Here is an 18,593-nt window from a genome sequence, read left to right as displayed (position 1 = left end):
TAATCTTAATGTAAAATAAATAATTTTAAGTAATCTTTATCATAAATAATCCTATAATTTTAGTAATCACAAAGGGTTTAAACTAAGGCGTAAATTTAAAATTTACAGGCTTTGGCGTAATACTAAAAAGGAGACGCTATGAGTAAAGTTTCTAGACGTGATTTCATAAAATTTGGTGCTGTTTCGGCTCTTGCTGCAAGCGGAGTTTATGCGAGCGATATGCCAGTCTTTAGAGATAAAGATGTCAAATTTGACGAGGAGTGGGATGTCGTTATCATCGGTAGCGGTTTTGCTGGACTTGCAGCTGGTATCAAGGCAAATGAGCGAGGCAACAAGGTTCTTATCTTAGAGAAAATGGGACGCGTTGGCGGCAACTCTGTAATAAATGGCGGAATTTTTGCCGTGCCAAACAGCGAGCTTCAAAAGAAAAACGGAGTCAAAGACTCAAAAGAGCTCTTCATCTCAGACTGCGTCAAGGCTGGACTTGGGCTAAACCACGTGGAGCTTCTTGGCATCCTTGCTGATAGAGCGGTCGATACTTTTAACTTCACCGTAAAACACGGCGCAAAATACCTAGATAAGCTACTTCTTGAAGGCGGTCACAGCGTGCCAAGGACTTATTACACCGAAAACACAAGCGGCTCTGGCATCGTTCAGCCTCTAGCTGAGACATTTAAAAATTTACAAGGCTGCGAGCTAAGAACAAGGTGTAAATTTGATGAGTTTGTGACTGATGAAAATGGCGCAATAGTAGGCGTTGCGGTGCGAAATGACTATAAATTTGACAAAGATCTATTTAGCGATGATAAAGAGAACAAAAGCGGCGAGCGTAAATTTATAAAGGCTAAAAAGGGCGTCGTGCTAGCAAGCGGCGGCTTTTGCAGTGATAAATTTTTTAGAAAGCTTCAAGACCCACGCGCGGTGCCTGAATTTGACACCACAAACCACCCAGGCGCAACTGCTGGAGCTTTGATCTCAGCCCTAAAAATAGGCGCTTTGCCTGTGCAAATCGGCTGGATACAATATATCCCATATAAATGCCCTGACGAAAAAGGCAACGGCATCACAAGTAAATTCGCCTCACAAGCTGCCTTTAGATACGGCATCTCAGTCGATCCAAAGACCGGCAAACGCTATATGAATGAGCTTGCTGATCGCAAGATAAGGGCTGATGCTATGTTTAGGATAATTGACGCTAAAAACGACAGCTATCCTATAAATTTATGCGACTCAGTAGCTGCTGCAAAGCTAGTCGAGAGCGACCTTGCAAATCCTATGAAAAACGGCGTCATAATGAAATTTGACACGCTAGCAGACCTTGCTAAACACTACAAAATGCCAGCTGGCGAGCTAGAAAAAACGGTTGAGAGATATAACGAATTTGTTAAAAAAGGCAATGATGATGATTTTGGTAAGCCAATCAAGCTAACTGACGGACTAACCATCTCACAAGCCCCATTTTACGCTATGCGCGGCGCTCCAAAGCTTCACCACACAATGGGCGGCGTAAAGATCAACGCCAAAGCGCAGGTGCTAAACATAGACGATGAGCCGATCAAGGGACTTTACGCTGCTGGTGAGGTCACTGGCGGTACGCACGGAGCTAGTAGGCTTGGTAGTTGTGCGATACTTGACTGTTTGACATTTGGCATGATAGCTGGGGAGAATATCTAAATTTACTCGTGCTAAATTTGGAGGCAGTTTGTTTTGTTATTGGCTTATGCAGGCAATGCTAGCCTCCATATCATCGGTACAGAGTTTAAAATTTTGTTTTTTATTAGTAAATTTAAAAACTTTCATTCGCTCACAAGAATTGACTACTAAATTTTGGCTTCGCTTACAGCTTAGCTCAAAATTTAGAGCCGAAATTGCTCGCTCATGAAATTTTAAAATTTACAAATCACTAAACCTGTGCGAAGCACAGCAACCTCTAACGTGCGAGGGGTTTGGGGGATTTAAAAAGGGGGATAAGGGGACGACTTTGCTTCGCGGGCTCGCAACTGCAAGCAGACTGTAATTCAAGTCCCCTTGTCTCCCTTTTAAATAAAATGACAAAATATTTTTTCGGAGTGAAATTTGAAACGAAGCGAAGTTGAAAAATATATAAAAGAGAAATTTGACATTTTGGGTGAGCAAATTTTCCCAAAATATCCAAAATTTAGCGTCTTTCGTCACAAGAAAAATGAGAAGTGGTTTGCGCTACTTATGCAGCTAAACGCTAGCAAGCTAGGTCTTGAAAGTGACGAGATGATTGAGGTTTTAAATTTAAAATGCAGCCCTGATCTAGCCATGGTGCTAGTTGATGAGAGGCAAATTTTTAAAGCCTATCACATGAATAAAAAGCACTGGATAAGCGTAAATTTAAACTCCAAAATCTCACAAAAAACCGTTTTTGACCTGATAGATGAAAGCTTTAGCTTAAGCAAATAAAAGCCATTTTCAGCCTTAAATTTAGTAGTTTTTGTTAAAATCACGAAAAACTTAAGGATAAAATTTGCAAGAGCTAAACAACGAGATCAGAAAAGTCCATTTCATAGGCATCGGTGGCATCGGCATCTCAGCCATCGCTAGGTTTTTACACGAAAAAGGCCACAAGATAAGCGGTAGCGACATCAAAGAGAGCAAGACGACGCTTGAGCTAAAAGATGAAGGCATCGAGGTCATCACGCCGCACTGCAAAGAGGCGATAAAAGATCAAGACTTCGTGGTCTATTCAGCTGCGATAAAAGAGGACAACATCGAGCTAGTCGAGGCCAGAAACAAGGGCATAAAGTGCTTTTCAAGAAAAGAAATTTTGCCTTATGTGCTTGAAGATAAGTGCGTTTTTGCAGTTGCTGGCGCGCACGGCAAAAGTACCACTTCAGCGATGCTAGCAAGCCTAATAGAAGGCTCAGTCATCATTGGCGCCATCTCAAAGCAGTTTGGCTCAAATATGCGCTACGCCAAAAGCGATAACGTCGTATTTGAGGCCGATGAGAGCGACTCTAGCTTTCTAAACTCAAACCCATATCTAGCCATCGTCACAAACGCAGAGCCAGAGCACATGGAGCACTACGACTACGATCTAGCTAAATTTTACGCAGCATACAAGGGCTTTTTGGAGCGCGCAAAGGTTAGAGTGATAAACGCTGAGGACGAGTTTTTAAGCACTCTTAAGCTTGATGCGATCAGGCTTTATCCAAGCAGTGATATCACGGAGCTAACGATGGTGGTAAGAGACTATCAGCCATACACCAGCTTTAACCTTAAAAATTTAGGTAAATTTGAAGCCTTTGGCATGGGCGAGCACATCGCTATAGACGCATCTTTGGCTATCCTTGCTGCGATGCATGAGACGCCGCTTAAAGATATCAGAGAAAATTTACTAAATTTTAAAGGCATCAAAAAGCGTTTTGACATACTTTGTGCAAATAAAAATTTTGTCCTTATTGACGACTACGCGCACCATCCAACCGAGATAAAAGCGACGCTAAAATCAGTCTTTGAATACGCCAAAATTTTGGGTATAAACAGCGTCACAGCGATATTTCAGCCACACCGCTACACAAGACTTAGCACAAATTTACCTGGCTTTAAAGAGTGCTTTAAGGGCGTTGATGAGCTTGTTATCTTGCCAGTTTATGCAGCAGGTGAAAATCCTATCGAAGTTGATATGAAGAGCGAATTTAGCGAGTATAACCCGATCTTTACAGACAAGGTCGAGAGGGTTGAAGAGGGGATTGAATTTACAGATGAATTTGGCGTGAAAAACCGCCTAAGTGACGGCATCGTAGTTGGCTTTGGAGCGGGCGATATCAGCGTGCAACTAAGAGGCGGATATTAATGGATCTAAGTAGTTTCAAGCCTCAAGATGAAAATGAAATTTTAAAAGAGATAAAAGAAAAAGAGCTAAGCGAGGATGAAATTTCAAGCCTTATAAATTTAGGCAAAAAAGATATCTTGATCGCGCTTGCAAGGTCACAAAAGCTAAATAGCGCTCAGATAAAAGATATGCTGCCAAATGCCCCATATCTAGCCGTTTGCTTGCTGGTTGAAAAGCAAGATATCAGCGAGGTTAGAGCTGAAATTTTAGAAAAGATCAAGCCTCATGCTGAGCTTTACAAAGAGCTAATCGCAAAATATAAAGGCGTAAAATGGTAAGAAATTTGATAATAATCGCCGGCGTGATGCTGCTTTTTGGAGCGATCTGGGCGATAAAAGATGAAAAGATCAGCAAAAGCATAAAAGCGGTCGTTAGCGCGGTGCTTGTAGCGATCCTTGTTTGTGTCTATTTTTACGAGGAGAATTTATCCAAAAACGAGGACGCTATCTCAAAGCTAGTGACTGACTTTAAGCAGGGTAAAACACTAAAATGTGGCGAATACAACGTGAGCGCTGAGAAATTTAACTACGAATTTGGCACTGCGTCATTTTTGCCAAAGCGAGAATTTAGCGATCTCTCAGGCGTCATAGTGCCTATAAAAAGTTGCGAGCAATGACTGAAGAGATATTTTTAAAGCTCGATCTTGGCGAGTATCTGGATAAATTTAACTCATTTTTAGCAAGGCAAAAACCGCTATTTTTACAAGGCGACAGCAAAATCCACTTTGAAAATATCAGCGAGCTTTCAAAGTATGATTTTAAGGCGCCTGACGAGATAAAAGAGCTTGATGATGCGCTTATGAGACTTAGCAAGCAAGCAGTGCTTCACATCAGCGAAATTTACGAGTTTGCAAAGATCATTAAGTATTTTTCATATCTAAAAAAGCAAAAATTTGAAGGCAGACTTGGCGAGTGGATCGCTAAAGTTGAAATCCCTGAAGCGATGAGCCAGATGGCAAACAGCTTTGATGAAAACGGCGAATTTAGCGACAGCGTGGATGAGAGATTTTACGCGATAAAGCAGGCGTTTAGCGAGAAAAAGCGCCAGATCGACGCCGAACTTAAAAAGCTCATCTACTCAAAGCACATCACGCCCTATCTAGTCGATACCCAGACGCACTACATCAACTCGCAAGAGGCACTTTTGGTGCGTGGTGGCTTTAATCACGCCCTAAAAGGCACCGTGATCGCTAGAAGCTCAGGCGGCTACTTCTACGTCGCACCTGCAAGCACTGAGCGCCTAAAAAAGGAGCAAAGCGAGCTGCTTGATAGAAAAGAGGAGATCATTTTTGAGCACTGCAAGAAATTTAGCTTGCAGATGAGCAAGAGCCTACTTTTTTTGAAATTTATAAATAACGCTTTTGATCAGTTTGATGCCTATCAAGCGCGCGTAAATTTGGCTAGATCACGTGACTATGAGTTTGTTTTGCCAAATAGCTCACACGTTATCAAGCTTGAGAAATTTGCCCACCCAGCGCTAAAAAACCCAAAAAGCGTGAGTGTGGACTTTAGCAAAAAGGTGCTTTTAATAACCGGCGTAAATGCTGGCGGTAAGTCGATGCTTTTAAAATCAATCATCTCAGCCACGCTGCTTGCAAAGTATCTGCTGCCTATGCGTATCGACGCAAACCGCTCAACGATCGGCTCTTTTAAAGAATTTGACGCGATCATAGAAGATCCGCAAAGCGTGAAAAACGACATCTCGACCTTTGCTGGCAGGATGGTGCATTTTGCAAGGCTTTTTACTAAAAAATCGATCATCATCGGTATCGACGAGATCGAGCTTGGCACCGACTTTGAGGAGGCTGCAAGCTTGTATGGCGTCATGATAGAGCGCCTCATCACTCAAGATATCAAAATGATCATCACGACCCACCACAAGCGCCTTGCGATGTTGCTAGCTAAAAATCCAGAGGTTGAGCTAGTGGCAGCACTTTACGACGAGGCGGCTCAAAGGCCTAAATTTGAGTTTTTAAAGGGCACGATCGGCAAGTCTTATGCCTTTGAAACGGCGGCAAGATACGGCATATCTCAAAATTTAGTGGCTCAGGCAAAGAAAATTTACGGCGAAGATAAAGAGAATTTAAACGAGATCATCACTAAGACGCTAAATTTACAAACCAAGCTTGATGAGGGGATAAAAGAGGTCACGGCAAAAGAGGAGCGGCTGGAGCGCTTGCTTGAGGAGCAAAAAGAGCTAAAAGAGAGAAATGAGATCAAGCTAAATGCGACTATTTCGCGCCTTGAAAAAGAGTATTATGAAGCGATAAATGCGGCAAAAGCTGTTATAAATTTCAAGGACATTAAAGACAAGCAAAGGGCGCTAAACGTGGCAAATGAGAAAAAAGCTGCCATCGTTAAGCCTAAAAAAACTGAGCGAGAGAGCCTAAAAGTAGGCGATAGAGTGAAGTATGAAAATATAAAAGGCACGGTTTTAAGCATCTCTAAAAATGACGCTATGATCGAGTCAAATGGCATAAATCTGCGCGTGCCACTCGAGCTTTTAAGAAAAAATGGCAACGAAGTAGTCTTGCCTAAAAAAGGTGGCGTAAGTTTAAGTGTAGATAAGCCAAAAACGGCGTCATTATCGCTTGATCTGCATGGCATGAGAGCTGACGAGGCGATAGCAAAGCTTGATAAATTTATCTCAGATAGTCTTGTTATGGGATTTGATGAGGTTAGCGTATTTCACGGCATCGGCACTGGCAAGCTTGCCTTTGCTGTTAAAAATTTCTTAAAAGAGCATCCAAGCGTGAAAGAATTTCATGATGCACCGGCAAATCAAGGCGGATACGGTGCAAAGATCGTTAAACTTTGAGCTAAATTTTTAATTAAAAAATGAAAGAAATTTTTTATTTAGCTTAGATATAATCCATTTAGAAAAATTTAAGAAAGGAAGTTTAAACTTTATGCCAGGTGACGAATCGCAAAAAAAGCACTTTAGTATGGTTAAAACCGTCACTTTGGTCGTGGTTTTGCTTTTTGCTTTCTTTGTAACTGAAAATTTAACTATCTACTCGTATAAATACAATAACGCGCTCTCTACAAACAACTTTGGCCTCAAAAAAAAGACTGAGTATCTAACAGATCAATATGTGAATTACTTTAAAAATATAAGTAAATTTAGTGTCTTAGATTTTCAAAATTACATAAGCAATGCCGCCTTTGGTGATGTCTTTTTGCTAAAAGAAAATGGCAAAAATGGCTTTAAGATAGAGGCATCGTCAGACAAAAGCCTCGTTGGTAAAGACTACGAAGACAATAGCTGTGGCGACATCTATTCACATGATTTTCAAACGAATTATTTCAAGGCTGAAATTTTGCCAGAAAATAGCGCCAAAGTATGTATGTTTGTCGCAGTAAATGAATATATTTTAGGCTTTAAAGCGCATATAGATCAAAGGATAACTGGCACTAGCGACCAATTTTATTTTCAGTGGCTGATGAAAAACATGACTCTTACTTTGATCTTAAGCTCGATCGGTCTATTTTTAGGGCTTGCGGTCTGTCTTTGGTTTGTATTTAAGTATCTAAACATCAAATTTGACTATCTAAAAGTAAAAGAAGAGAGCACTATTAAGATCGCTGAACTAAAAGAGAGGCTATATATCGATCCGATGACAGGACTTTTTAACAAGGCTGCGCTTTTAAAAGATGTGAGCGAGTATAAATATCCAAAAGTGATACTTATGGATATCGATGATTTTGGCAAGATGAACGACTACTACGGCAAATACGTGTGTGACCAGATACTAAAACAGATGGCAAATCTCATCAAAGAATTTGCCAAAAATGAGAATATGAAGGCTTATTGTATCGAGGCGGACAGGTTTGCTTTGGTCGAAGATAATAACGACTTTATCGACAGATACGAGGAGCTAGCTGAAAATTTACTAGATATCTTTAAAGGCAGGATGCTTAGCATAAAAGATGAAAATGGCGCAGAGGTCGATGATATAGAAATTCACAACACTATTGGCTTTGCGCTTGATAGCGATCAGACTTTAAGAAAGGCAACCATCGCGTTAAAATCAGCTAAGACGCTTGATAAAGACTATGTTTGCTACTTTAAAGGACTAAGTCAAAAAGATGAATACGCAAATCAGATCGAGCGCTCAAAGCTTATCCAAAACGCTACGATAAATGACAACATTGTGCCGTATTTTCAGCCGATATTTGACGAGAAAAAGATCCCTATAAAATATGAATGCTTAATAAGAATTTTAGACCGCGACGACGTCATCTCACCAAGTGTATTTTTGGATATCTCAAAGCGTATCAAGCGTTACGCAGACCTTGAAAAACAGCTCATTAAAAAGTGCTTTGAGCACCTCACTGAAGATCCAAATTTGGTTCTTTCTATAAATTTAAGCAGCCGAGATATGATAGATGGCGACGTTAGCGCACTTGTTTTAAATTTACTAAATAAGCACAATGTCGCTGGCAGGATAGTTTTTGAGATAGTTGAAGACGAGGAGCTAAAGAGTGCTGAGCGCGTCTCAGTCTTTGTTGAGCGTGCAAAGAGCATGGGCGCTATGATAGCGATCGACGACTTTGGCTCTGGCTACTCAAACTTCTCTTACATCATAAAGATCAAGCCAGACTACGTGAAGATCGATGGCTCTATCATCAAAGATATCGATATCAATAAAGACTCATACGCCATCGCAAGCGCGATCGTGGCATTTGCAAAGGATCTTGGCATAAAAACGATCGCAGAGTATGTTCATTCTAAAGAAATCTTTAACGTCTGTAAGGAGATAGGCATCGACGAATTCCAGGGATTTTACTTGGGACTTCCTTCTAAAAAGGCGTTTTAGTGGTAGTTGGCTTTTTAAAAGAGCTTTTAAGTTTTCGCTCTATCACGCCAGATGATGCAGGCAGTTTGGAGTTTATCGCTAAATTTTTGCCTGATTTTGAGGCTAAATTTATAGAAAAAAACGGCACAAAAAATCTCATACTTTCTAAAATTTATGGAGACGGCGAGCATCTAGCTTTTGCAGGACACGTTGATGTCGTGCCGCCAGGCGATGGCTGGGATAGCGAGCCATTTACCCCGCTAGAAAAAGATGGCTACATCTACGCAAGGGGCGCGCAGGATATGAAAAGCGGCGTGGCTGCCTTTGTTTGTGCGTGCAAAGAGGCTAAATTTGATGGCAAGCTAAGTCTTATCTTAACAAGTGACGAAGAGGGCGATGGCACTTACGGCACGCCTTTAGCGCTTGAATATCTGCGTGAGATAGGGGATCTGCCCAAATTTTGCGTCGTGGCTGAGCCAACTTGTGATAAGAAATTTGGCGATAGCATAAAGGTCGGCAGACGTGGCTCGATAAATGGCAAGATCGTGATAAAGGGCGTTCAAGGACACGTAGCATACCCAGAAAAATGTGTAAATCCAGTAAATTTAATAGCTCCACTTTTAAGTAAGATAGCTGACCATGATATGGACGGAGGGAGCGAGTTTTTTAGCCCAAGCAAGATCGTGGTGACGGACATTCGTGGTGGCATGCAGGTTTGCAACGTCACGCCAAGCGAACTTAGCATAATGTTTAACATTAGAAACTCAAATTTAACTGACGTAAATGACGTTGAGAGCTATCTTAGAAGCGTTTTAGATGGGCTTAGTTACGAGCTTAGTATAAAGCAAAGCTCGAAGAGATTTTTAACGAACAAAGATAGCAAGATCGTAAGAAATTTAATGGCCTCTGTCACAAAGATCACCGGCGTTACGCCACTTTTAAATACAAAGGGCGGCACGAGCGATGCTAGGCACTTTGCTGAATTTGGCGTAGACGCGATAGAATTTGGCGTCATAAATGACCGCATACACGCCAAAAACGAACGAGTTAGCACCCTCGAAGTAAATAAACTTTATGAAATTTTTAAAGACCTTATAGAAAATTTTCACTAATCTCTTTTGTTATTAAATAGTTAAATTTAAACGCCATCGCTGGTGTCTTTGTAGGACAAGTTTTTAAGAAAAATGGCTACATTTTGCCTGAGAGTGAAACCACTGCAAAAGCTATCGGGTTTTTGCCACTGATCATCGCTATTTTGCTTTTACTAGCACTTATCTTTGGTCTAAAACTTGGTGAAAATGGCGCATTATTCAGCTCAGAAAAAGGTCCAGGCTCACAGCATGCAAATTTATTTATCTCACTTATTTGTGCGATCATAATAGGCGCATTTATGCAAAGAAGTAAATTTTGCTCAGTGGGAGCTATCAGTAAAATTTTTGAGCGTGACTTCTCGATGTTTTATGGCATAGTCTCTATCGTTCTTTTTGCAAGCATCACAAATTTAGTGCTAAATCAATATAAATTTGGCTTTGAAGGACAACCTATCGCTCACAATGATATGCTTTGGAATTTCTTAGGCATGACGCTCGCTGGCCTTTGCTTTAGTCTAAGCTACGGCTGCCCTGGCAAACATTTAGTGCAAATGGGAGCTGGGAATTTAAGCTCAGCAGTATTTGTTTTAGGTATGGGCGCAGGTGCTGCTATAAGTCATAACTTTATCTTAGCAAGCTCAGGAGCTGGCATCACACCTTATGCTCCTTATGCTGTAGTACTTGGCTTTATTTATGCTATTTACGTTGGATTTTTCACTAAAAAGCTTAACTAAATTTGACTGCTTTTGCAGGTTTTTGCTTATAAATTTTGGAGAAATTTAGCCACCAAAGTGGCTAAATTTGAAGTTATCTTAGAATTTGAATTTTTGCTTTTGCGCGGAGTTTTTCGAAGTAATCACTCATTAATTTCTCTTGCTCGCCTTGGTAAAGCTCGTTTATAACGTTATCTTTTACATCAGCAAAGCTTGGTGTGTATGAGCCGATCTTCTCTTTTACTAAAAACATATCAAAGCTATCAGGTCCTTGCAAAGGCTGTGTGTAGTCGCCGTTATTTGTGCTTGAGATGATCGCAGCAAGTCTTGGATCTATGCTTTGATAGTCCAAACTCACCTCTTGCGTTTGCACGCCGTCTAGTAGCTTCGGACTTGTCTTTTGAGCTTCAAGCAGATCAGGGTCTTTTGCTCTATAAACTACGACTCTAGCGGTGCTAAAGACCTTAAATTTATCTGGATTAGCGTCAAAATACGCCTTTGCTTTTTGCTCGTTTATGTTCTTGCCAGCCTCAGCAGCTATGCTTTTATAAAGTTTTTCTTGAAGCATCTTGTGCTCTAAGTTGTTTTTGAAGTCCAAAAAGTCCATTCCTTGTGCTTGGATAGAGCTTCTAAACTGCGAATTTGTCATGCCATTTTGCTTTGCGATCGCCTCGATCCTGTCGTTTAGCTCAAAAGGTGTCACGCTTAAATTTAAGTTTTTTATCTGTGCATCTTCAAGCCTATCTCTGATAAGTAAATTTAAAGCGTCCTGCTCTGTTGTCTTTAGCTGTTCCTTCAAGCTATAAACCTCGTAAAGCGTGATAGGTTCGTTCTCCACGATAGCTGCGATGCCGTTTATCATCTGAGCTGAATATAAATTTAAGGCACTTAACACGCCAGCAGCCAAAAAGAGCAATTTTTTCATAATGAAACCTTTGTTTAAGTATTTAGTAAATATAATTTTGGGCAATTATAACATAAAAATAAGGCACAAAATGATAGTTACTAGATTTGCTCCGTCGCCTACTGGATACCTACACATAGGCGGACTTAGGACAGCTCTTTATAATTATTTATACGCAAGAGCTAACAATGGAAAATTTTTGCTCCGCATCGAAGATACTGACTTAAAACGAAACTCAGAAGAAGCCACGCAAGCCATAAAAGAGGCATTTGCCTGGTGCAAGCTAGATCACGACGGCGAAGTGACCTATCAGTCAAAGAGATTTGATCTTTACAAAGAGTATGTTAAAAAGCTGCTTGATGAGGGCAAAGCCTACAAATGCTACATGAGCAAAGAGGAGCTTGAGGAGCTTAGAGCTAGCCAAGAGGCAAGAAAAGAGCGCCCAAAATATGATAATAGATATAGAGATTTTAAAGGCACGCCTCCAGCTGGTATCGAGCCAGTTATCCGTATAAAAGCCCCACTTAGCGGCGAGATCGTCATACATGATGGCATAAAAGGCGAGGTTAAATTTAAGGTTGAAGATATACTAGACGACTTCATCATCGCAAGAAGCGACGGCACACCGACATACAACTTCACGGTCGTGATAGATGACGCGCTAATGGGAGTAACAGACGTTATTCGTGGCGACGATCACCTCTCAAATACCCCAAAACAGATCGTTCTTTACGAGGCGCTTGGCTTTAAAACGCCTAAATTTTACCACGTCGCGATGATAAATGGCGAGGACGGCAAAAAGCTTAGCAAAAGACACGGCGCGACTGACGTTATGGAGTATAAAAAGATGGGCTACTTGCCTGAAGCGCTCTTAAATTTTCTCGTTCGTCTTGGTTGGAGCCACGGCGATGATGAGATTTTTACTATCGAGGATATGCTTAAATACTTTAATCCAAACGATATCAACAAAAGCTCAAGCACCTACAACGCCCAAAAGCTTGATTGGCTAAATTCTCACTACATCAAGACCTTGCCTTACGAGAGACTAGCGCACGATATGCTCGAGTTTGGCGTGGATTTTAAGGCTTTGGTAAAAGGCGAGCTGCTGCTAAATTCACTCCGTGAGAGATCAAAAACGCTAATCGAAATGGCAAATAGCGCAAATGCGATAATCAACGCTCCAAAAAGCTATGATGAGAAAGCTTGGGCTAAATTTATAAATGAAAATAGCAAAGAAATTTTGGCGAAATTTGCTCAAATTTTAGACCGCGACCTTGACGCAAAGGGCTACGAGGAGCTAACTAATAAATTTTTAGAACAAAATGGCTTAAAACTAAAAGATCTGGCTCAAGCCTTGAGGATAGCGCTAACTGGCTCAAGCGTGAGCCCAAGTATCTTTGAAGTGCTTGAAGTAGTAGGTAGCAGCGAGATCAAAAACAGAATACAAAATTTATTAAAGGAAGAGAAATGACACATGTAACTAAAGAAGAGGCACTAAACTACCATATAGGCGGTAAGATCGAGATCAGGGTAAAGACACCTTGCGAGACTTCAAGAGACCTTTCAATGGCCTATACACCAGGCGTTGCAGAGCCTTGTAAAGAGATAAATGCAGATACTGAACTAGCTTATAAATATACAAATAAAGCAAATTTAGTAGCTGTTATCACCGATGGCACGGCTGTTCTTGGACTTGGCGACATCGGCGCTATCGCTGGTAAGCCAGTTATGGAGGGCAAGGCGGTGCTATTTAAGAAATTTGCAAACGTTGATGCCTTTGACATCGAGCTAGATGAGCATGATCCTGATAAGATCGTTGAGATTTGCAAGGCTCTTGCTCCGACATTTGGTGGTATAAATTTAGAAGATATCCGCGCTCCAAAGTGCTTTGAGATAGAAAGAAAGCTTCAAGAAGCAGTCGATATCCCTGTAATGCACGACGATCAGCACGGCACAGCGATGATAACAAGCGCTGGCATTATAAATGCGATGGAAATTTCTGGTAAAGATATATCTAAGATAAAGATCGTAGTTAGCGGCGCAGGTGCAGCTGGCATCGCTTGCGCGAAGATGTATAAAGCACTTGGCGCAAAACACATCGTGATGATAGATAGCAAAGGCGTCATCCACTCAAAAAGAACAGACCTAACTCCAGAAAAGGTTGAATTTGCGCTTGAGACCGAGGATAGGACTTTGGCTGATGCGATGAAAGGCGCTGATATGTTTTTAGGTCTTTCTAAGCCTGGCGTTGTGACAAAAGAGATGGTTGCGTCGATGAACAAAGAGCCTATCATCTTCGCTTTGGCAAACCCAGTGCCTGAAATTTTCCCAGAGGACGTCGTAGCTGTAAGAGATGACGTTATGATGGGCACAGGCAGAAGCGACTATCCTAACCAAGTAAATAACGTTTTGGGCTTTCCATTTATCTTTAGAGGTGCGCTTGATGTTAGAGCTAAAAAGATCACTGAAAATATGAAAATGGCAGCAGCTAAAGCGCTTGCACAGCTTGCAAAAGAGCCAGTGCCAGCTGAAGTTTTAAAAGCAAGTGGTGTTAGCGAGCTAAAATTTGGCAAAGAGTACATCATCCCAAAACCATTTGACAAGCGCGTGCTAACAGCGGTCGCTCCAGCAGTTGCAAAAGCTGCAGTTGAAGATGGCGTAGCGAGAGTAAAAGAGTTTGACGTTGAGGCTTACAAAGCCAAACTTGCAAAAGGTTTTTAATTAAATTTAGCCCAAATTTTGGGCTAAATTCTTCTCTTGGCATTTTATAAAAGACAAACCTTGTAAAAACAGTAAATTTAAGGACAAAAAATGCAAAACGTGAAGCTCATCTCACACCCATTGATCGAGCATAAATTAACAATCTTACGTGATAAAAACACCCAGCCTTTTCAGTTTCGCATGCTAGTTGATGAGATCAGTTATCTTATGATCTTTGAGGCGACTAGAAATTTAAAGGTAAAAGATGTCAAAGTCCAAACCCCAGTTGCGCTGGCAGACGCAAAGAGGCTTACTACAAAGGTGATGATATGCCCTATCTTAAGGGCTGCGCTTGGCATGCTTGATAGCGTTTTTACCATCATCCCAGATGCGAGTGTGGGCTTTTTGGGCTTTCAGCGAAACGAGGAGACAGCGCAGGCTGAGTTTTTCTACGCAAAGCTTCCAAAAGACGCAAAAGAGCGCATGGCGATCATCATCGACCCTATGTTTGCAACTGGCGGCACGGCGATAGACGCGGTTAAGCTCTTGCGTGAAAAAGGCGTTAAAGAGATCAAATTTATCTCTATCATCGCTGCACCTGAAGGACTAAAGAGATTTAGCGAAATTTACCCAGACGTCGAGGTCTATACGGCATCGATCGATGAGAAACTAAACGAGAAAAACTATATCGTTCCAGGTCTTGGCGATGCTGGTGATAGAGTTTTTAACACACTTTAAGGGCAAAATTTGAACAAAAGACTTTTTCCAGCCTTAGTTGCCTTTATCATTGCTATCATCATCGGTACCTTCTTTTTTTCAAAAGATGGCGGCGAGGCAAACAAAAACGCTCAAATTTTACTTGAGCAGCTAAACAAAGAGGGGCAAAAGAGCCAGAGTCTTGCAGAAAACGGCTCATACACCTCAAAAGATGAGGTCGCACTTTATATCTATAAATTTAACAAGCTGCCAAAGAATTTCATAACTAAAAAAGAGGCACTTGAACTTGGCTGGGACGCAAAAAGCGGAAATTTATGGCAGGTAAGTGGCGGCAAAAGCATCGGTGGAGATAGATTTTCAAACCGAGAAAAGAGGCTGCCTGAGGCTGATGGTAGAAAGTGGTTTGAGTGCGATGTAAATTATAATGGCGGCAGGCGTGGCGCTGAGAGAATTTTATATTCAAACGACGGACTTATCTACTACACGCCCGATCACTACGAGCATTTTTATCTGCTTTATGAGAAGAGGATGCAATGAAAATCGTGATCTTGGATGCTAAAAAAATGCTCGAAAAAGAGAAGATGCATGAGTATTTTGCAAAGAAATTTGACCTGCCAGAGTACTACGGCAAAAATTTAGACGCGCTCTTTGACTGTCTTTGCGAGATAAATGAGCCAACTCTTATAAAGCTAAAAAACGAAGATGCCTTAGAAACAGGGCTAAAAGAGAGCTTGGTAACGCTATTTTACGACGTTTGTTCGGAAAACGAGATGGTTAAATTTGAGATTATAAAAGATGAAAAATGATATTTGGAAAGATTGATTATCTAAATTTACTCCCATTTCATGTATTTTTAAAGGCAGCTCCACTCAAAACTCAGGTAAAAAAGGCGATCGAGTTTAAAAAAGGCGTGCCAAGTAAGCTAAATAGAGCGCTAAACGCTAGAAAGATCGACGCTGCGGTGATCTCAAGCATAGCAAGTAAAAAGGCAAATTTAAAGAAGCTAAATTTTGGAATAGTCGCCAAAAAAGATGTCAAAAGCGTGCTTGTTCGCAAAAACTCCGCTATGAAATTTGACCCAGCTTCAGCTAGCTCAAACGCCCTAGCAAATATACTTCATCTAAAAGGCGAGGTGATCATAGGCGATAGGGCGCTAAAGGCATACTTAAGCGAGGGTAAAGAGTGCTTTTACGACCTTGGTCAAATTTGGCACGAAAAGACAAATTTGCCATTTGTTTTTGGTAGATTTTCTTACGTAAAAAATGGCTCGTTTTACAAAAGGCTAGTCGCAAAATTTCTACAAAAAAATGTAAAAATCCCAAACTATATCTTGGCCAAGTACGCTAAAAGCCGCGACATAAGCGAGCAAGATATCAAGTGGTATCTCAAATTTATAAGCTACAAAATAGGCCCAAAAGAGCAAAAATCACTCCGCAAATTTTTTAAAGAGTATAGGTTTTTAAGAGAGGCAGTATCGCAAAACTAGATGAATTTAGAGTTTTATATAAATGTTTAAAGTTGTGATGCAAAAAAATCCTCTAAGATAAGACTTTGCTTTATTTTTGACAAAATCACAAAAGCATTTTAGAGGCAAAATTTCATCTTATTTTGATCACGTTTTTATAAGATCTGCTCCGCCAAAGTGGCTTTTTGGAGCAGACCAAAGTGCTTAGCGTGTAAATTTACCTTACGCTCTCCAGCTAAGTTTTTCTCGTTTTGTCTTCATGTCAGTTACGATATTTTCGGCAAGTGCGACGGGATCAAGATTTACTACCATTTTTGAGCCAAGGATCGGCAATGTGCCATTTGCCATAAATTCTTCAACATTTTTTGAGCCTTGAACTGGGGCAAATACGCAGTGGTAAGATGAAATTCCAAGTAGTCTAAAGCCAAGTGCGGCATCTATGCCCTTTTCATTTGACCACTCAGGGCTTGAAAATGCGTATGGCAGGTCTTTGATATTAGTGTCCAAGTTTTGACTAAGCGCATTAAACATCGCTGAAGCCCTAGCATTGTCCAAGCACTCGCCCATGTGCCAGATCGGCGGGATCTTATAAGGGGCTAAAAATTCTCTCAAGCTATCGCCGCAGTATTCAAGCGCATTTGCATTGCAAAGTCCTGTTTTTAGTAGCGGGAAAGAGGCACAGCCGTTTGTCATGATTAAGACATTGTTTTTTAGAAGTGTTCTAGCTACGTTTACGACAGCTTTTTCATAAACTACACGTGGATTTGAGCAGCCGACTAAATTTACAAGTCCAAGTATCTTGCCCTCTTTTATCGCATCAGCGATAACCTGTGTTGAGCCAAAAATTTTATTTACATTTTCTAGTGAAAAGCCCATTTTAGCTTCGACTTCGTATTGCGGGATATGCACTGGTATGCCTTTTCTAGCTTCATGGCTCTCAAGTGCTCTATATAAAATTTTCTCTGCGATCTCGTGAATTTCACTCATATTTGAGTGATGATGATCAAAGCCGATGTGCTCAGCCCCAGGAAGCCTTGCAGAGTCGCTTGTAGTGATGACTGTCGTTTTAAAGCACCTTGCTACCTCCATAACGGTAGGATAGACATCTTGCACGTCAGCTAGCCAAAGATCAAGCGCTCCTGTGCCAACGACAAGCTCTGCGCCAACTGCGTTTGAAAGTGGTATAACGCCGTCATAGCGATACATAGCCGAAAGTCCGTTACAGCAAACTCCATAAAACTGAATACCTAGCGCACCTTTTTCTTTGGCTAAATTTTGAAATTTCTCGCTCTTGCCAAGCTTAACGACAACACTTACTAAAAGTGGAGAGTGTCCGTGAAGCGCGATATTTACGTAGCCTTTTTTGATAGCGCCTAAATTTATCTTAGAGTCATTTAACTTTGGCAGACCAAATAGACAATCCATCGCAATAGACGTGCCAAGCGTGCTTGACCAAGCGTAAGCTAGACCTGTGCGGAAAAACTGCTTCATTACATTTCGCCAGTCGCCATCTGTGCCTGTGCTTGTTCTATGAAGGCTCTCTGTAACCTCGTGATAGACGCCTATTGGCAAGATATCAAGCTTTTTCCACACCTCTTGACGCTCTTTTGGAGCAAAGGTCTTTATGGCTTTGTGCTCTTGTGGCAAGGTGCGAGATAGATCTTCAAGTAAGATATCAGCGATCTGTGAGGCAAGCTCGTTTATGCTTTTGCTCTCATCAAGCCCAAAAGCTTTTGCAACTGCACGCACTTTCTCTTCGCCTTCTATTGGGATATTTAGCTTGCCAGTTGCTGCGTTTTTAAGAGCTAGCATGTTTTCTCTGCCTCTTGCGCCGTGAGCCGCAGCACCGCCAGCTACGTGACGGAGTAAATTTCTAGCCACGATGACGTCTGCATCAGCGCCGCACACGCCACGAGTTGCCTTTGATGTTATCTTACATGGTCCCATAAAGCAGATCTTACAGCAAATTCCAGCCATGCCAAATGTGCATTGTGGCTTTTGCTTGTCAAATCTATCAAAAACAGTCTCGATCCCCATATCTTGCATTTTTAGGAGCATTTCGCTAACGGCTGGATCAGGTGTTTCTTCTATTACTTTTTGCTTATTTGGAAAGGTTTTTTTATAAAGTGAGATAGCATTTGAGTAGTCTGTAAATTCTGCCTCGTCTTTGTAGTCATAAAAGCCTTTTTCATTTGGCTTAGCCTCTTTATCAAGTCCGTATTTCTGGATCTTGATGCCTAAAATTTCGTCGTTTGTTTGCATTTTTGCTCCTTATGCAAGTAAATTTTATCTTTTGGATAAGTCTTGGATTATATCATCAAAAATTTTCACAGAGATTGATTT

Annotated in this window: 16 protein-coding genes and 1 pseudogene; 15 read left to right on the top strand and 2 right to left on the bottom strand. The window is 41.1% G+C overall.

Translation table 11 applies throughout. The annotated features are described in order from the left end of the window. The first annotated feature begins 138 nt into the window (after positions 1–138). From CYP84_RS02605 to yedE, 9 genes and pseudogenes are all read left to right on the top strand, one after another. Positions 139–1,674, top strand: a complete 1,536-nt coding sequence (locus CYP84_RS02605; RefSeq protein WP_103636578.1) for a flavocytochrome c — start codon at positions 139–141, stop codon at positions 1,672–1,674. Positions 1,675–2,076: 402 nt separating this feature from the next. Further along, entirely contained in the window at positions 2,077–2,430 is a 354-nt protein-coding gene (locus CYP84_RS02600; protein WP_103636577.1) for an MmcQ/YjbR family DNA-binding protein, read from the top strand. An 85-nt stretch (positions 2,431–2,515) separates the two neighbouring features. Further along, positions 2,516–3,823: a UDP-N-acetylmuramate--L-alanine ligase gene (murC, locus tag CYP84_RS02595; RefSeq protein ID WP_103636598.1), complete on the top strand. Its 1,308-nt coding sequence runs from the start codon at positions 2,516–2,518 to the stop codon at positions 3,821–3,823. Next, on the top strand, positions 3,823–4,140 hold the full coding sequence (locus CYP84_RS02590; protein WP_103636576.1) for a hypothetical protein: 318 nt from the start codon (positions 3,823–3,825) through the stop codon (positions 4,138–4,140). Before murC ends, CYP84_RS02590 begins: the two co-directional genes overlap by 1 nt. Beyond that, positions 4,134–4,478, top strand: a complete 345-nt coding sequence (locus CYP84_RS02585) for a hypothetical protein (protein ID WP_103636575.1) — start codon at positions 4,134–4,136, stop codon at positions 4,476–4,478. The genes CYP84_RS02590 and CYP84_RS02585 overlap by 7 nt, the downstream gene beginning before the upstream one ends. Continuing rightward, positions 4,475–6,679: an endonuclease MutS2 gene (locus CYP84_RS02580; RefSeq protein ID WP_103636574.1), complete on the top strand. Its 2,205-nt coding sequence runs from the start codon at positions 4,475–4,477 to the stop codon at positions 6,677–6,679. Before CYP84_RS02585 ends, CYP84_RS02580 begins: the two co-directional genes overlap by 4 nt. 91 nt (positions 6,680–6,770) lie before the next feature. Then, on the top strand, positions 6,771–8,681 hold the full coding sequence (locus CYP84_RS02575; RefSeq protein ID WP_103636573.1) for an EAL domain-containing protein: 1,911 nt from the start codon (positions 6,771–6,773) through the stop codon (positions 8,679–8,681). After that, on the top strand, positions 8,681–9,772 hold the full coding sequence (gene dapE, locus CYP84_RS02570) for a succinyl-diaminopimelate desuccinylase (RefSeq protein ID WP_103636572.1): 1,092 nt from the start codon (positions 8,681–8,683) through the stop codon (positions 9,770–9,772). Before CYP84_RS02575 ends, dapE begins: the two co-directional genes overlap by 1 nt. Positions 9,773–9,810: 38 nt before the next feature. Then, a pseudogene (yedE, locus tag CYP84_RS02565) lies at positions 9,811–10,485 on the top strand (YedE family putative selenium transporter); the annotation flags it as partial. Positions 10,486–10,558: 73 nt separating this feature from the next. Here the strand turns inward: yedE and CYP84_RS02560 are convergent. Further along, positions 10,559–11,389: a peptidylprolyl isomerase gene (locus CYP84_RS02560; protein ID WP_021084537.1), complete on the bottom strand. Its 831-nt coding sequence runs from the start codon at positions 11,387–11,389 to the stop codon at positions 10,559–10,561. Between the two features lie 70 nt (positions 11,390–11,459). Here CYP84_RS02560 and gltX point away from each other — a divergent pair, with 70 nt between their 5' ends. From gltX to CYP84_RS02530, 6 genes are all read left to right on the top strand, one after another. Continuing rightward, positions 11,460–12,839: a glutamate--tRNA ligase gene (gene gltX / locus CYP84_RS02555; RefSeq protein ID WP_103636571.1), complete on the top strand. Its 1,380-nt coding sequence runs from the start codon at positions 11,460–11,462 to the stop codon at positions 12,837–12,839. Continuing rightward, positions 12,836–14,089, top strand: coding sequence for a malic enzyme-like NAD(P)-binding protein (locus CYP84_RS02550; RefSeq protein ID WP_103575121.1), 1,254 nt, complete (start codon positions 12,836–12,838; stop codon positions 14,087–14,089). The genes gltX and CYP84_RS02550 overlap by 4 nt, the downstream gene beginning before the upstream one ends. 90 nt (positions 14,090–14,179) lie before the next feature. Next, positions 14,180–14,806 carry a uracil phosphoribosyltransferase gene (gene upp / locus CYP84_RS02545; RefSeq protein WP_103636570.1) on the top strand — a complete coding sequence of 209 codons (627 nt, stop codon included), beginning with the start codon at positions 14,180–14,182 and terminating at the stop codon, positions 14,804–14,806. A 9-nt stretch (positions 14,807–14,815) separates the two neighbouring features. Further along, positions 14,816–15,322: a ribonuclease domain-containing protein gene (locus tag CYP84_RS02540; RefSeq protein ID WP_103636569.1), complete on the top strand. Its 507-nt coding sequence runs from the start codon at positions 14,816–14,818 to the stop codon at positions 15,320–15,322. Further along, positions 15,319–15,591, top strand: a complete 273-nt coding sequence (locus CYP84_RS02535; RefSeq protein ID WP_103558709.1) for a barstar family protein — start codon at positions 15,319–15,321, stop codon at positions 15,589–15,591. The genes CYP84_RS02540 and CYP84_RS02535 overlap by 4 nt, the downstream gene beginning before the upstream one ends. Next, a complete protein-coding gene (locus CYP84_RS02530) occupies positions 15,588–16,271 on the top strand; it encodes an MqnA/MqnD/SBP family protein (RefSeq protein ID WP_103636568.1) in 684 nt (227 codons plus the stop codon). Before CYP84_RS02535 ends, CYP84_RS02530 begins: the two co-directional genes overlap by 4 nt. Before the next feature lie 201 nt (positions 16,272–16,472). On the opposite strand, the gene cooS is transcribed toward CYP84_RS02530, so the two are convergent. Then, complete coding sequence (gene cooS, locus CYP84_RS02525) at positions 16,473–18,512, bottom strand: anaerobic carbon-monoxide dehydrogenase catalytic subunit (RefSeq protein ID WP_103636567.1); 2,040 nt, start codon at positions 18,510–18,512, stop codon at positions 16,473–16,475. Positions 18,513–18,593 lie beyond the last annotated feature (81 nt).

It is taken from the genome of Campylobacter concisus (genome assembly GCF_002912425.1).
GTDB lineage: Bacteria > Campylobacterota > Campylobacteria > Campylobacterales > Campylobacteraceae > Campylobacter_A > Campylobacter_A concisus_AH.
This window is presented reverse-complemented; position numbering and strand designations above follow the sequence as displayed.

What these genes read in the sequence shown, in the direction of transcription:
- CYP84_RS02605 (WP_103636578.1), top strand. Translation starts at nt 139, where the DNA reads ATGAGTAAAGTTTCTAGACGTGATTTCATAAAATTTGGTGCTGTTTCG.
- CYP84_RS02590 (WP_103636576.1), top strand. Translation starts at nt 3,823, where the DNA reads ATGGATCTAAGTAGTTTCAAGCCTCAAGATGAAAATGAAATTTTAAAA.
- CYP84_RS02585 (WP_103636575.1), top strand. Translation starts at nt 4,134, where the DNA reads ATGGTAAGAAATTTGATAATAATCGCCGGCGTGATGCTGCTTTTTGGA.
- CYP84_RS02580 (WP_103636574.1), top strand. Translation starts at nt 4,475, where the DNA reads ATGACTGAAGAGATATTTTTAAAGCTCGATCTTGGCGAGTATCTGGAT.
- CYP84_RS02575 (WP_103636573.1), top strand. Translation starts at nt 6,771, where the DNA reads ATGCCAGGTGACGAATCGCAAAAAAAGCACTTTAGTATGGTTAAAACC.
- CYP84_RS02560 (WP_021084537.1), bottom strand. Translation starts at nt 11,389, where the DNA reads ATGAAAAAATTGCTCTTTTTGGCTGCTGGCGTGTTAAGTGCCTTAAAT.
- gltX (WP_103636571.1), top strand. Translation starts at nt 11,460, where the DNA reads ATGATAGTTACTAGATTTGCTCCGTCGCCTACTGGATACCTACACATA.
- CYP84_RS02550 (WP_103575121.1), top strand. Translation starts at nt 12,836, where the DNA reads ATGACACATGTAACTAAAGAAGAGGCACTAAACTACCATATAGGCGGT.
- upp (WP_103636570.1), top strand. Translation starts at nt 14,180, where the DNA reads ATGCAAAACGTGAAGCTCATCTCACACCCATTGATCGAGCATAAATTA.
- CYP84_RS02535 (WP_103558709.1), top strand. Translation starts at nt 15,319, where the DNA reads ATGAAAATCGTGATCTTGGATGCTAAAAAAATGCTCGAAAAAGAGAAG.
- CYP84_RS02530 (WP_103636568.1), top strand. Translation starts at nt 15,588, where the DNA reads ATGATATTTGGAAAGATTGATTATCTAAATTTACTCCCATTTCATGTA.
- cooS (WP_103636567.1), bottom strand. Translation starts at nt 18,512, where the DNA reads ATGCAAACAAACGACGAAATTTTAGGCATCAAGATCCAGAAATACGGA.